Source organism: Enterobacter sp. MG-EB028 (assembly GCF_056673305.1).
In genome coordinates, this window is sequence record NZ_CP195079.1 from 3,170,329 (window position 1) to 3,184,678 (window position 14,350).

The 14,350-nt window shown below is 54.1% G+C and carries 14 protein-coding genes and 1 riboswitch; of the genes, 4 read left to right on the forward strand and 10 right to left on the reverse strand.

The window, feature by feature from the left end; genetic code table 11:
• Nucleotides 1-70 precede the first annotated feature (70 nt).
• Genes ACR42C_RS15040 through ACR42C_RS15050 form a run of 3 tightly spaced genes read left to right on the forward strand, consistent with a single transcriptional unit; the run spans nt 71 to nt 3,299 of the window.
• Entirely contained in the window at nt 71-1,348 is a 1,278-nt protein-coding gene (locus tag ACR42C_RS15040; protein ID WP_163330212.1) for a nucleoside permease, read from the forward strand.
• Entirely contained in the window at nt 1,345-2,349 is a 1,005-nt protein-coding gene (locus ACR42C_RS15045) for an ADP-ribosylglycohydrolase family protein (protein ID WP_479984276.1), read from the forward strand. The genes ACR42C_RS15040 and ACR42C_RS15045 overlap by 4 nt, the downstream gene beginning before the upstream one ends.
• Nucleotides 2,346-3,299 (forward strand): PfkB family carbohydrate kinase, encoded by a 954-nt coding sequence (locus ACR42C_RS15050; RefSeq protein ID WP_233002598.1) that lies wholly within the window; start codon nt 2,346-2,348, stop codon nt 3,297-3,299. Before ACR42C_RS15045 ends, ACR42C_RS15050 begins: the two co-directional genes overlap by 4 nt.
• On the opposite strand, the gene ACR42C_RS15055 is transcribed toward ACR42C_RS15050, so the two are convergent.
• The 10 genes from ACR42C_RS15055 to ACR42C_RS15100 all read right to left on the reverse strand — a co-directional run bounded on the left by ACR42C_RS15055 (nt 3,273) and on the right by ACR42C_RS15100 (nt 12,107).
• Nucleotides 3,273-4,019, reverse strand: coding sequence for a GntR family transcriptional regulator (locus tag ACR42C_RS15055; RefSeq protein WP_302217788.1), 747 nt, complete (start codon nt 4,017-4,019; stop codon nt 3,273-3,275). The genes ACR42C_RS15050 and ACR42C_RS15055 overlap by 27 nt on opposite strands.
• Nucleotides 4,020-4,061: 42 nt before the next feature.
• On the reverse strand, nt 4,062-4,862 hold the full coding sequence (gene thiD, locus ACR42C_RS15060) for a bifunctional hydroxymethylpyrimidine kinase/phosphomethylpyrimidine kinase (RefSeq protein WP_320720934.1): 801 nt from the start codon (nt 4,860-4,862) through the stop codon (nt 4,062-4,064).
• Nucleotides 4,859-5,629, reverse strand: a complete 771-nt coding sequence (gene thiM / locus ACR42C_RS15065) for a hydroxyethylthiazole kinase (protein WP_479984277.1) — start codon at nt 5,627-5,629, stop codon at nt 4,859-4,861. Before thiM ends, thiD begins: the two co-directional genes overlap by 4 nt.
• Before the next feature lie 35 nt (nt 5,630-5,664).
• A riboswitch (TPP riboswitch) is annotated at nt 5,665-5,761 on the reverse strand.
• A gap of 1,520 nt (nt 5,762-7,281) precedes the next feature.
• On the reverse strand, nt 7,282-9,393 hold the full coding sequence (locus ACR42C_RS15070; RefSeq protein WP_479984278.1) for a tape measure protein: 2,112 nt from the start codon (nt 9,391-9,393) through the stop codon (nt 7,282-7,284).
• Nucleotides 9,393-9,767 carry a hypothetical protein gene (locus tag ACR42C_RS15075; RefSeq protein WP_479984279.1) on the reverse strand — a complete coding sequence of 125 codons (375 nt, stop codon included), beginning with the start codon at nt 9,765-9,767 and terminating at the stop codon, nt 9,393-9,395. The genes ACR42C_RS15070 and ACR42C_RS15075 overlap by 1 nt, the downstream gene beginning before the upstream one ends.
• Before the next feature lie 171 nt (nt 9,768-9,938).
• The gene (locus ACR42C_RS15080) at nt 9,939-10,505 is read right to left on the reverse strand and encodes a hypothetical protein (protein WP_479984280.1); all 567 of its coding nucleotides are present in this window, start codon (nt 10,503-10,505) and stop codon (nt 9,939-9,941) included.
• 76 nt (nt 10,506-10,581) lie between these two features.
• A complete protein-coding gene (locus ACR42C_RS15085; protein WP_479984281.1) occupies nt 10,582-11,247 on the reverse strand; it encodes a helix-turn-helix domain-containing protein in 666 nt (221 codons plus the stop codon).
• Complete coding sequence (locus ACR42C_RS15090; RefSeq protein ID WP_262770828.1) at nt 11,222-11,401, reverse strand: hypothetical protein; 180 nt, start codon at nt 11,399-11,401, stop codon at nt 11,222-11,224. The genes ACR42C_RS15085 and ACR42C_RS15090 overlap by 26 nt, the downstream gene beginning before the upstream one ends.
• Nucleotides 11,401-11,652, reverse strand: a complete 252-nt coding sequence (locus tag ACR42C_RS15095) for a hypothetical protein (protein WP_262770826.1) — start codon at nt 11,650-11,652, stop codon at nt 11,401-11,403. Before ACR42C_RS15095 ends, ACR42C_RS15090 begins: the two co-directional genes overlap by 1 nt.
• Before the next feature lie 29 nt (nt 11,653-11,681).
• Nucleotides 11,682-12,107 carry a hypothetical protein gene (locus tag ACR42C_RS15100; RefSeq protein ID WP_479984282.1) on the reverse strand — a complete coding sequence of 142 codons (426 nt, stop codon included), beginning with the start codon at nt 12,105-12,107 and terminating at the stop codon, nt 11,682-11,684.
• 1,864 nt (nt 12,108-13,971) lie between these two features.
• On the opposite strand from ACR42C_RS15100, the gene ACR42C_RS15105 reads away from it, so the two are divergent.
• Complete coding sequence (locus ACR42C_RS15105) at nt 13,972-14,343, forward strand: hypothetical protein (protein ID WP_039274134.1); 372 nt, start codon at nt 13,972-13,974, stop codon at nt 14,341-14,343.
• Nucleotides 14,344-14,350 lie beyond the last annotated feature (7 nt).

The window sequence follows — 14,350 nt, forward strand, 5'->3', positions numbered from 1 at the left end:
AAAGGTATTTAAAAGGTATTATTGAGTGGTATGTTAAAGGCATACCCTCTCTGACATGCAGGATTAAAAAATGAAAACGAAAGTCCAACTGTCATTCATGATGTTTGTTGAATGGTTTATCTGGGGCGCGTGGTTTGTGCCATTGTGGCTGTGGCTGAGCAAAAGCGGGTTTACCGCCGGGGAAATCGGCTGGTCTTACGCCTGTACCGCGATTGCCGCGATACTCTCCCCGATCCTGGTCGGCTCGCTGACGGACCGCTTCTTCGCCGCGCAGAAGGTGCTGTCGGTGCTGATGTTTGCCGGCGCGATCCTGATGTACTTCGCCGCGCAGCAAACCCAGTTCAGCACCTTCTTCCCGCTGCTGCTGGTTTACTCCCTGACCTATATGCCGACCATCGCGCTGACCAACAGTATCGCCTTCGCGAACGTGGATGACGTTGAGGCCGACTTCCCGCGCATCCGCGTGATGGGCACCATCGGCTGGATCGCCTCGGGGCTGGCGTGCGGGTTTCTGCCGCAAATGCTGGGCTACAACGATATTTCCGACACCAATATCCCGCTGCTGATGACGGCGGCCAGCTCCGCCCTGCTCGGCGTCTTTGCCCTGTTCCTGCCGAACACACCGCCGAAAAGTACCGGCAAGCTGGATTTCAAAGTCATGCTGGGGCTGGATGCGCTGATCCTGCTGCGCGACAAAAACTTCCTGGTGTTCTTCTTCTGCTCGTTCCTGTTCGCCATGCCGCTGGCTTTCTACTACATCTTCGCCAACGGCTATCTCACCGAAGTGGGCATGAAAAACGCCACCGGTTGGATGACGCTCGGCCAGTTCTCCGAAATCTTCTTTATGCTTGCCCTGCCGTTCTTTACCAAACGCTTTGGTATTAAGAAGGTCTTACTGCTGGGCCTGATTACCGCCGCCATCCGCTACGGGTTCTTCGTCTACGGCGGTGCGGAGCAGTACTTCACCTACGCCCTGCTGTTCCTCGGTATTCTGCTGCACGGCGTGAGCTACGACTTCTATTACGTCACCGCGTATATCTACGTGGACAAAAAGGCGCCGGCGCATATGCGAACCGCCGCGCAGGGCCTGATTACGCTGTGCTGCCAGGGCTTTGGTAGCCTGCTGGGATACCGCCTGGGCGGCGTAATGATGGAAAAAATGTTCGCCTACAAAGAGCCGGTGAATGGGCTGACCTTCAACTGGGCCGGAATGTGGACATTTGGTGCAATCATGATTGCCGTGATTGCCGTGCTGTTTATGCTGTTTTTCCGCGAATCGGATAAAGAGATCACCGCAATTGAGGTGGTTGATGGCGATACCGCGCTGACACAAGGGGAAGTTAAATGAAACAAGAACGTGTTCTCGGTGCCCTTTACGGGCAGGCATTAGGGGATGCGATGGGCATGCCGTCGGAGCTGTGGCCGAGAAAGCGCGTCAAAGCGCACTTCGGCTGGATCGACCGCTTTTTACCCGGCCCGGCAGAGAATAACGCGGCCTGCTATTTCAGGCAGGCAGAGTTCACCGACGATACCTCGATGGCGCTGTGCCTGGCGGATGCGATCATCGAGTGCGACGGCGAGATTAACGCGGACGTTATCGGCAAGCATATCCTGAACTGGGCGCTCGACTTCGACGCGTTTAATAAGAACGTGCTTGGCCCGACCTCGAAAATCGCGCTTAACGCGATCCGGGACGGTAAGCCGGTCAGCGAGCTGGACAACAACGGCGTGACTAACGGGGCGGCGATGCGCGCCTCCCCGCTGGGCTGCCTTCTCCCGGCGACGCGGCTGGAACACTTTGTGGGGCAGGTGGCGCTGGCCTCCAGCCCAACGCATAAATCGGATCTTGCCATCGCCGGTGCGGTGGTGATTGCCTGGGCGGTTTCCCGCGCCATCGACGGAGAGCGCTGGCAGAACATCGTCGATGCGCTGCCGGGGATCGCTCGCTATGCGCAGGAGGTAAAAACCACCACCTTCAGCGCGTCGCTGGCGGCGCGCATTGAGCTGGCGCTTAAGACCGTACGGGAAGCCAATGGGATCGACTCCGCCAGCGAGCAGATTTATCAGCTCACTGGCGCAGGAACCAGCACCATAGAGTCCGTTCCGGCGGCCATTGCGATGGTGGAACTGGCGGGAACCGACCCGAACCGCTGCGCGATTTTATGCGCCAATCTGGGCGGAGATACCGACACCATCGGCGCGATGGCGACAGCCATCTGCGGCGCGCTCCACGGCGTTCAGGCGATTGACCCGGCGCTGAAGGCCGAGCTCGACGCCGTTAACCAGCTCGATTTTGGTCACTACAGCGAGAAGCTGCTGCACTTCAGGGAGCAAAGGGAGGGCGTATGAATTCATTTGCCCAACGTCTCGACACCCTGCACGCCACCCGCCCGGTGACGGTGCTGGGCGCGGCGGTAATTGACGTCATCGCCGACGCCTACGCCCTGCCCTGGCGCGGGTGTGATATCGAGCTTAAACAGCAGGGGGTAAATATTGGCGGCTGCGCGCTGAATATCGCCATCGCCCTGAAACGGCTCGGCATTGCGGCGCAAAACGCCCTTCCCGTCGGCCACGGCGTGTGGGCGGATATTATCCGCAACGCGATGGCGAAGCAGGATCTGCGCAGCGCCGTGGAGGCTGAAACCGGCGACAACGGCTGGTGTCTGGCGTTGGTTGAGCCTGACGGCGAGCGCACCTTTATGTCCTTTAGCGGCGTCGAGAACCAGTGGCAGCAGCGCTGGCTTGACGAGCTATACGTTCCGCAAAACAGTCTGGTTTATCTCTCCGGCTACCAGTTGGCCTCGCCGTGCGGCGAGCTGCTGACGGGCTGGCTCGAAGGGCTGCAGGACGTGACGGCACTTATCGATTTTGGCCCGCGCATCGCGGATATTCCCGACGCGCTGATGACGCGGATTATGGCCTGTAAACCGATCGTGTCGCTTAATCGTCAGGAAGCGGAGCTCGCTGCTGAAAGGCTGGGTGTGGAGGCTGAACACCTGGGTGAGGTGTGGCAGCAGCGCTTCGGCGCCGCGCTGATTGTGCGCCACGATAAAGATGGTGCTACATGGTATGACGGTGCCGTCTCGGGCGTTGTTCCGGCGTTTCCCGCCACGGTGGTGGACACCATTGGTGCAGGCGACAGCCACGCGGGCGGCACGCTTGCCGGGCTGGCGGCGGGATGGTCACTGGCAGACGCCGTTCTGCTGGGGAATGCCGTGGCGTCCTGGGTGGTCAGCCACCGCGGCGGGGATTGCGCGCCCACGCGTGAGGAATTACTCCTCGCACACAAAGACGTATAGATCGCTGCGACAGTAGCTGATGCTGTACTCAATCGGCCGGTGCTGCTGGTCAAGCGCAACCTGCTTGATCACCAGCACCGGTATTTTTTCGTCCATCTTAATGTGCGCCTGAAACTCGCTGTCCGGCATGCGGGCGCTGACCCGAGAACGGGTGCGCTGCGGGAAGATATTCTGACTGCGGAAGTAGTCGTACAGCGAAATTCCTATCGCATCCGGATCGGGAATGAGCCCGACCGGTACCCAGGACTCTTCAATCGACACCGCATCGTCATCCACATAGCGAATACGCTTCAGCAAAAAGACGTCGCTGTTCGGCTCCAGCGACAGGTGGCCCGCCACCTCTTCCGGGCATTTCACCACGCGTTTATTGACCCACAGCGTGTTTGGCGTTTTACCGCGCAGCACCACCTGCTGAGAGAAACCGCGCGCTTCCTTGAGCGAGTATTCGAAGATGTTGTTAATTTGCGTGCCGTAACCCCGGGCACGCGTCACAACCCCCTCGGCTTCCAGCGCCTGCATCGCTTTGCGCACGGTGATCCGCGACACGCCGGTTAACTGGCTCAGATCGCGCTCGCCGGGCAAAATGTTCCCGTGCTCCAGCACCCCGCTGCGCACCGCGTTTTTTACCGTTTCGGCAAATTTCAGGTACAGCGGCGTGTTGTCAGGCGCGGCGATCCGTTCAGTCAGTTGAGCGATTAACCGGGTATGCGCTTGTTCCATCTCTGTTTTCTCAGGCGTGGTGTTTCCTGCCAGTATACTGGGTTACCACCACGCATGAAAATGATGAACCGGCCCAATACCGTGACCGACTTCCAGAGTATCGGCTTTTGCCAGCGCCGCCGAAAGCCAGGTTTTCGCTTCGCGTACCGTATCGGCCCAGCCGTCATGCCGCGGGCGCAGCGCCGCCAGCGCGGCTGAGAGGGTGCACCCTGTGCCGTGGGTGTTTTTGGTCTGCACGCGCGGGGCGGTAAACCGCATTTCGCCGTCACGGGTAAAAAGCCAGTCCGGGCTTTCAGCATCATCCAGATGCCCGCCCTTCATCAGCACCGCCCCGCAGCCCATCGCCAGCAGCGCATTGCCCTGCTCTTTCATTTCCCGTTCAGTTTGCGCGTGCGGCGCGCCCAGCAGCGCGGCAGCTTCCGGAAGATTGGGCGTGATGAGCGCTACCTGCGGCAGCAGCTTATTGCGCAACGTCTCGACGGCGGAGGCGGAGAGCAGCGGATCGCCGCTTTTTGCCAGCATGACGGTATCCAGCACCACGTTTTGCACCTGATAGCGCTTAAGCCGTTCGGCCACCGCTTCCACAATGTCCGTTTCGGCCAGCATGCCGATCTTGGTGGTATCAATACGCACATCGCTGAATACCGAATCCAGCTGCGCGGCAACAAAATCCGGCTCGATGCGGTAGACCGACTGTACGCCGCGCGTGTTTTGTGCCACCAGCGCGGTAATCACTGAGCAACCGTACGCGCCAAGGGCCGAGAAGGTTTTCAGATCGGCCTGGATGCCCGCGCCGCCGCTGGGATCGGTGCCGGCTATGGTCAGGGCGTTAATCCGCTTCATGCCTGCTCCTCCAGCGTGTAGAGTTCATCCAGGAACGCGGCGGCAAAACTGCCTGGCCCGCGCGAGCGCGTAACGGCTGCCGTTCCGGCTCGCTTCATCCATCCGCAAGCGGCGGCAACGTTATCCAGCCTGTCCCCCGGCAGCGAACAGCTGGCCGCTACGACGGCAGAAAGCGCGCATCCGGTTCCCACCACGCGGGTCATCAGCGGATCACCTCCCGTAACCGTGCGGGTGCGTTGCCCATCAGTGATGTAATCCACCTCACCGGTGACCACTACGATGGCATTGGTTTGCCGGGCCAGCGCCTGAGCGGCAGGTAGCGCGCTGGCCGCGGTGTCGGTTGTATCGACGCCGCGCCCGCCCGCGCTCATTCCCGCCAGAGCCAGGATTTCTGAAGCGTTGCCGCGAATGGCGGCCGGTTGCAGGGCAAGGATTTGATGGCAAAAACGGGTGCGGAACGTCAGTGCGCCCACGGCAACCGGATCCAGCGTCCAGGGCTTGCCTGCCGCTACGGCGCTTTCTATTGCCCGACGCATCGCCTGCGCGCGCGGCGCAGTCAGCGTCCCGACGTTAACCAGCAGCGCGTCAGCGACGGCGGCGAACTGTTCAGCCTCTTCGGCCTCAACCACCATTACAGGGGATGCGCCAAGTGCCAGCAAAACGTTGGCCGTAAAGGTCTGTACGACATCGTTGGTCATACAATGGGTAAGCGGACAACGGGTGCGGAAGTGGTTTAAAACGTGTAAATCGAGCAGGTCAGGCTGCATGGGTTCGCTCCTGCCTTGCGTGAAGAAGCGATGACCGGGAAGGCATCTGACTTCCCTACGCTGGCATTATCCAGATCAGGTAATACGGGTATTTCTCAGCCTTCACAAAGAAGGGCACCCCGAGTCAAATAAATAAAAATCAAAGACTTGCGATTAACGTCCCGTTAATCCCTGTTCTGGATAATGCCAGCGGAAAGCCAAAGACTCAACCCTAAAAAATCCTCTGTGTCCCAGTTTGTGTCTCACGTTGTGTCCCACACATAAATGGCGGGCACAAAAAAAACCGCCCATAAGGCGGCTTAAGAAAATAATTTCAATCGTGATGATTTAAATGGAATCTATTTTCTGCATACGCTTTCTTCATGCAGTCGAAGTGCTTTTGCCAATTCCAATTGGAATGCAAAGGAAAGACGGGAACGGCTGATCTTTATACCATCAATAATGGTGTGTGTAGGGTAAACAGTGACCATGCGGCCCAAGTATTGGAAGTGTTTAGGGTGGTTTGACTTATCGTTATTCATTGTGTGCCATCCGTCTGGGTGGGGGTATTCCCGCCAACGGATGATTGATCTAAAATCGATCAAAATCAATAACTTAACAGATCACCAAATCCAGGGGGTGTACACTGGCGAGCCTCCCTCAGCCTGACCTATACACGACCATAAAATAGGGGCGGATTCCTTCCAGTTAGGTGGGAAAATATCTGGGAGTTTGGATACAGTAGCCAGGCAGGGTAACCAGATCCATAGATGAGAATGTTTATTATTCCCAAATATCCAGGCGAGGGGCCTGGTGTGGCTCTCTTTACGCGCCGCTGTGGCGTCTTCTCTCCTCTTTCTATACTATCCCATAGCTAACCCATTGCGAGGCTTACAGAGCGTTACAGAGCGCCCGTGTGAATATTGCATAAATGGAAGTGGTGAAAGGTCCAACTTGGTCAACTTTTAGACAACCATTTAACATAATGACCGTTACATGCACCTTTTTAACATACACGCAACAGATTAGACCTGTACCCTTCCAGGGTGTCCGCCTCCCCGACGCTGTAAACGCCCTATAACTGTGGCTCTTCCCTGCCCATCCGGGAGCAATTCCACATAGTAAACTGTAAAACTGATCTGCCTGTGCGTAACGCGCTTTTCCTGTGGATAACTTCCACGCCCTAACCCCATAACCTCCCCTTTCGAGGCGTCCGCCTCTTCAGGCTCTTACTTGTGGCGAAAACACAAAAAGGGTTTAGGGCGGTGGCTACCGCCCGGCATTGATGTGAATAAATCACATTCGAATGATGGATTGAGAATAATTATCAAGTAAGGTTCAGCCTCATCTAACTTCGGGTTTTTCCCAGAAAAATAATTTTCTAGGGTTAAGCATGTAAAATGCTACACACACTCACTTTGTAATGATAATTAATTACCACAAAATCAATGAATTAAAGACACCGGGGGAGTCCAACCAGTCACACAATTGATTACTTTACGAACTAAAACAGATTCTTTTATCGGAGATAATTAGTATTTGTTCGCCCTTTGCCACATATTTAAACGCATTTAAAGCCATTTATTTATGGGGTTAGTAAGGGGTTGGTTTCATGGTTACACACAATAAAAAAGCCCCGAAGGGCCTTGTATAGTTGGGGGCGGCAAACGTGGTTAGTTCGGCCCGCCCTGCATCAACATGTTAAAGTTCCGGTTGTCGTTCGCTTCCACTTCAGAGCGTACCAGATCCTTAACTTGTCCATCCTGCACTTTCACATTGACGTTCACGTTAAGCGGCTGGTTTAGCCATGCAGGCGGGGCCATCAGTGCGTTACCGTAGCCACCTGTAACCGTAGCGACGGTTGGAGGGGTGAAGGTTGGAACAGCAACACGAACAGTCTGATCGAGTGCTGCGGTCTGTGCTGCCTGCTGGTTTGCGTTCTGCTGCTTTTCGTACCAACTGCCGGAGAATGCTTCCATAATGTCAGTCCACAGCGTGGGCCGATCCTTATTCTCCTGTACCTTGCGCTTAAACGCTTCCGGGTCTGCCTGAATCTGATCAAGGCGGTCATTCAGAGATACAGCGGCGATAATAGCCGGGAGGCCAAAGTTAACGCCACGGCTCGCGCCGATCGGCTTGGTGTTCTTTGATGGGGTTCCCGGCTTGCCTTCTTTACCTGGCTTACCGTCACCCAGAGCTTCAGAAGCGGCTTCAATGCCACCAATAGCGGCGATCCCCTTCATTACTCCCAACAGTTTGGTAAGAGGGTTCAGCATGGTGAGAACCCACTTGAAAGCCCCGCCCAACTTGTAAACAGAGCCAGCGAACAGAGCCACTCCGGCGGCGTATGCTGTCATTTCCCCCCAGGCTTTGAGCTGCTCACCACTGATCCCCATCTTCGCGGCGTAATACTCAATTACACGGAAGGTTAGGATCACAATATCCGCCAACTCTGTAAACGCATCTGTGGCACCTTCAACAATCTTCCCGGCGATATGCCCGAACATCTCAAAGGCTCCACCAGACCCGTCAATAGCGGCGCTGATTGAGTCGAAAGCGTTGGTTAATTCATTGCCGAAGCCAGAACTGAAAAACACATTCATAGCGTTCTGCATACTGGTATTGAGGCGCTGCCATGATGCCCGGTTGGACTTCATCGCCTTATCAAGTGCGCCACCCTGCCGGGCCGCTTCCTTCATCTGTTTAGCCACATGTGGGAGGATGTCCTTAGAGAAAAGCTTCCCGTCTTCCATCAGCTTAAACAGATCTTTCTCTGTCAGGTTTGTAACGCCTTTCATGTCGTTAAGAGCCTTAACGAACAGACCCACAGAACCGGGGAGAGCTTCGGACAACTGGCCTTTGAGTTCTTCACTCATTACCGTTCCCTTAGACATCATTTGATTGAGCGATTTCAAAGCACGTGATTGCTCATCTGCGGAGGCACCAGTTACAAGGCCCCATTCACTGGCACCCTCAAAGATGGATCGCATCTGGTCTTTAGGGAGCTTGTCACCAACAGCGGCGGCAAACTGAGTGTAATCACGGGAAGTCTCCAGGAGGTTCAGCCCCAAACGGTTGGACTGTTCTTTGAGATACTCAAACTCTTTAGCGGCTTTCTCTGTGGAACCGGTGATCGCTGTAAGACCAGACATAGCGGATTCAAAATCCTGTCCGGTGGTCATGATCTTACCGGAGAGTGCCACAGTGGCGGCAATTGTGATCGCCCCGCCTGCACCCTCGATCATGGAGGTGTCCAGTTTGTTAACTTTGGCGGTTACGGGAATTGTGGCTCCCCTCATGCCTACCCGGCCTTGTTGGCGCATGGTTTGCTGAAGGCGTGACACACGGGCGTTGTACTCGGAAAGGGCAATGCTACCCCGATGAAACTCTTTAGTAAGCTGTCCAAACTCCTGGAGGTGTCCAGCACGTTGGGCCGGGGTCACGTTGGCGTTAGCCGCTGCGGTATTAAAGCGGATGGCTTTAGCTCGGATTGTCTGGAGTTTGCGCTCCGCTGCGATCTGTGCTTTGGCTACTTTGGCCTCCGCTGCCGCTTTGGCTTTGGCTTCTGCCAGTGCTGCTTTTGCGGCGGCGTCCTGCTGTTTCCGGCGGATCTTGGTGTAGGCGTTTTCCTCAAATTTCATCCGTAGAGGCTTCATTTTAGAGGAGACTTTATCCCACTCTTTCCCCACCTGTTTGATACGGTCAACCGTCTTTCTGTAACTTGCTGAATCTATAGTAAAAACCGTTCTATTTACGGTTTTCGTCAGAATCACGTTACCGCTCATTATTCAGCCCCTTCCAGTTTGGTGGCCTTCAGGGTGCGCCCTGCTGCCTTGTTGATGATTACCCGGCGTTTACCTGCTGGCAGGTCTGCGGATTTGGTCAGGAGAGAGACCGGGCGACCGTTGGCGCTGTAGCCCTGGTCTTTGTGACACAGAGCAATTCCCCGGCTCTTAATGGCGCGGCCCTTCTGGGCGCTGTCTGCGGCCTCTGTGGAGGCTTCCAACTGTGTACCGTACAGAGCAATAGCCTCGTCCAGGGAGAGATCGGCCTGTGCCTTGCGGAGTTCACGGGCGGTGGCTTCCTCTTGGGCCTGCTCTACCTGGCGGGATTTCGCCATTTCGTCAAGCTGGCGTTTCAGTAGTTCAAAGGGGTGCATTTGAGAGAGTCCTTATAATGAAAGTGATTACCACTACCCACAGGAGGAGGGAAGCGGGCTTAAAGGGGATATAGAGAAGGGAGGCGAGAAAGTTAGAGAGTCTTGTCTGACGCTTAACCAGTTTGGAACCTAAGTAATCCTTTAGGTCCCATTCCGTTGGGTTGGACATAATTACCGGGATTTAATGATTACCTGGCGGGCCTGCTGACGAGCTTCAGAAATGATCAGTCGCACACGGCGCATACTCGTCCCTTTTTTGTATACAGGGCTTTCCACGTAACGGGCGCTGTGGAGGTTCTGTAAAACTTGGTCATACGGGAGCATTTGCTCCACCAGGTAACGGGGTGAAGGTTGGGTAAGAAGTAGGGAAACCATCTTACTGTTGATCCCCAGAAGTTCCGCCATTTTATCCACGCTCAAATTATCGGCGTCCATCTGCTGGGCCAACACTGCCTTTTCTGGCAAGGTGAGCGGGGTCTTCTGGTACTTCATAGGGTTATGGGAGCGCTTTACTCTCAGGACGTAAGCCAGCGACACGTTAAAGGCCGCTTGGATGGCTTTAGCACTATGGCCCTGAATACAGGCCCGCTTGATCTTCAGGATTTGATCTGGGGTTAAATGGCTCTCATCCATAATCCGACGGGGCTTGTTTGCTGCTAATTTCTCCGCCAGTGCATTTACTGCGGCTTCCTCTTCAGAGGTTAAGGCGTTGAATTTAGTAGTGATAAAGTTATTCATGCGAGACTCTCCAAAGGGTTGTAAACGGCGGGATTTTGGTGTAAAGTGCTATTAGTGGGAAATCAATTGCACATTTTTAGAAGGCATCACCAAACTTATCAATGGCGCTTTCTTCTGGCTCCAGATATTCAACAGGCACGCCGTTGACCATCATCACATTAGAGCCAGCCACATAATTAATAACAGGGTTACGTAAATCATCGTTTGCGGCCCCCTGCTCTACTGGCACAGGGACAGGAGCGGGACGAACAGCGCCCCCGCTGTGGTCCACAGGAGCAACTCCAGACGACGCCGGGCGGCTTCTATGTACGCTTTCAGATCCACATTTAACAATTCCAGGCTGGTTACTTCCTGCATTCTCTACGGTCTCCACGGGTTGGGGTGCTGCGGTTGGTTTGGTTACTTCAGGTTTGGCGGCTTCATGGGTTACCACCATTTCCGGGGTGATCGGGTTAACTGTGTAATGGCAGGTCTTGCCACCCACGCGCCCGGTACTGTTGATCAATCCCATTTCCACCATCTCCGCCAGGAGGCGGATCACGCTGCGGATGGATGCCCCTAGGCGACGGGCCAAAAGCTCCTGTGAGAAATACGCCGTTTGCCCATTGTCCTGGAAGGATTTGATCAGGCTGTAGGTGTAAACCATGTTCATGGTAAACGCCTTACCGCTGATCTGTTCAATGTCCGCAAGGTCATGCGGGATTGCGGTAAACGGCTTACTTGCTGCGGGTGCTGCGGTCATGGGTTAAATCCTCTTCAACAGGGTTAATAGCTTCAACTGAATCCAAATACTGCTTAACTGCTTTTCTTACGATTGCGTAGGCGGAGCCGTGCTTCTTTGTGCGGGCCAACCCAAAAAGCTGATCCGCCACTTCGGGGGAAAATTCAATCTGCATTAGAGATCAATCTCCTGTAATTCTGCGATATCTTCAGCGGTGAGGTTGAGGCCGAACCAATCACCCCACCATGACGCCGGGGCGGTGATCGCCGGGTTGCCAATCGTCACCATTCTGGACGGCGGGAGCTGCGTCAACATTTCGTAAATGTCGCTAGACAAGGTCGGGTCCAACTGGTTGATCGTCTGCTGTGCATACGCCGACAACACAGGGGAATCACTCAAATCAACATACGGCTGATATTTGCTCATTGTTTCCTCTCCAAAAAGTAAATGAATAATTAGTGAACGATAACGGGCAACTCTCCGGTGATACGCTCAAACTGATCCGCCGCTTGCAGCATGATAAAGGCCATCACTTCGTCGTATTCCATCGGGACGCCTTTAGCCTCAAAGAGGGATTGGAACGCCAGCACAATGGAGGCTTGCATGTCTGTAGACTTGGAAGCGAACAGCGAAACGGCTGCTTTAACTTCAAGTGCTTTCTCTGCGTCCATCTCGGTGACCTTTGCAGCGATACGTTGCGACTGACGCATAACGCCGGATGCTTTTGATTTGGTCAGTTCAAGGGCCTGCGTAATCGCTTCAACTTCTCCCATACGTCCGGCGGCTTTCATTCGGCTACGGGTTTCTGTCAGGGTCTTACGGGTCAGGTCACGCTGATCGACACGTTCAACCATTTTTTCAACATCGAGGTAAATACTCATTGCAATCTCCTTTCAAATGGGTTATAGTATGATGGGGTTATATATATCGATTAAATCCCTAATCACAGTATCTATTTTACACTATTTGACAATGATTCGCAACAACCTTCTTGATTTATCTTGCGCTCAGTTGTTTATTGTGCTAGAGACATAGAAAGCCGCTGTAAAGCTCTCAGAGCGCCGGAGGGCGTTTATAGGGTGTTTCCTTGTCTACGGATGGGAGAGCGCCACAGCGGCGCGTTTAGGTGGGTTCCTGCTGCTTGTGGTTCTGTACGCTGTACCGGGCCGGGGGACCCCCACCCCGCCGCCCAGAGGTCACCTTACATCGTGCGGTGTTCCAAAGGGGTCTTGCTCGCTGGTGCGAGCGCTGCCAAAGAGGCGCGTCTGTAGGACGCTTAAAGAGATCAGTCTCTTCCCAATCAATCTACGATTTCCCAACACTCCCTAAAGATCTTGACCTGGCCTTTGGTGTTTGTCTTTTAAGGGTGTTTTATTAGTTATCTTATTATGTGACATTTTGTCATAACACGTTGTGCCAATCTGTCATAACACGTTGTGACATTTTGTCACTACACCCTGTAAAGAATCATACACCCCTCGGGGTCAATATGACCCCCCCTCCCCTGGAGTGAGCCACACGGGCGAGACTCCACACTGTGGGAAAACAGGCCAAAGGCCTAAAACCTGGTAAGCCCGGAAGGGCGAGAAGGTTTTAAGAATACATTATAACGAATGAAATAATTAATTGTGAAAACAATTAGTTATTGAATGAAGTTATAATATAAGATCAATAAAACCGTAGCCCGGAGGGCGAGCGTAGCGAGGTTTTATGTAGTTATATACTCTTGTGTGCCTTTTAGGCTACATGGTCATGTTGTAAAAAGTGCCAGCACGACACCCTCGCCTATCAATAAATATTGTACAGGTCCGCCCCTAGCACGGCGACCAACTAGCACACCAAACAACACAATGCAATTAATTTTTATTGCAAATGATAATCATTCGTGTTAAAATAATATACATGGTGTGGGATGTGGTGAGCATATCGAAATTACCGTTTTGCAACTTGCCGCCTCACACCTTACAGATAAAGGGTTTTAGCCAACCTTCAGGATCTGTAAAAGAGAGCCGGGCGGACTTCTCCCCCGCTCCGGCCCTCACCCAAAGCGTTCTTTCAACTCCACTTGCCAGAATGCTTTGTGTGCGGTCCTCTCCTCAAGTTCCGCCAGTTGTTGACACTCCTACGATTCAAAACGCCTCTAATCATAAGCCTTGCGCCAACAGGGCTTATTCTTAAGCATCGCTAACTGCGGCTCTTCAGAATACAAGCGGATCTCCTTCGATTGTATGGCCCTCCACGGGGTCCACACTTGGGCCGGGCTGGTTACCTGGTCTCAACGATAAACTATTGATTTGCGTCGATGGTTTCCGGGCGCGTTCAGGGTGCCCGTTTTCCTCTGTGGCTTCTTTGCTGAACCATAAAAGCAAATCATGTAAGGCTCTGAGGCTACACAGGAAAACAAGTGATCATACAGTAAGTTACATTGCCTTCATCCCGGTTCCTCCAGCCGGGTTCTTTTTTGTGGGTATTTGCCAAAAGGTTGGCGCTATTGGCGTGACGCCACCAGGGGCGGCAAGTATCCACACAAAAGGATAAATATCCTTCCCCACCCTGCGAGGGTGAGGGTGAGAGAGAGCCAGATGAGAAAGGGCGGCGCGGATGCCGCCCTCTTCTATTCACACCACGGCCTCCCATCTTCCAACAATTCGGATTGTCCTCTGTGGCGGTCCTTATATCCGGTGCAACGCCGGATCACCCTGTGGACTCTCTCCACGTCTAAAACCCTCCATAAGGAAAACCTTTATGAAAACTTCCGAGCGCTACCCGGTAACGCAAGGTGACGTAATCGTGAATTACGCCTCCAGCCTGTTTGACCGCACCGAAGTAACCGCCCCAAGCCTCCCGGCTGACGTCTACTGTGGCGATATTCTGGACAGCAAAACTTTTGCCCTGTTCGACTCCGCCGCCGCTGACGCTGGCAAGCCGATCATTAACCTTTCCAATATGTCCGCCGATGGCAAGCCCAAAACGCTGGTTATCGTGGATCGCCATGTTGTGATTACCGATTTTGCCCTACGTGCTAAAGACGCCGCGAGCAAAAAAGCCGCACTGGAAGCGCTGACAGCCTCCGGTGATATTCGCCTGGCAGTTAACGCCGATTACTTCAAAGCATAAGGAAATC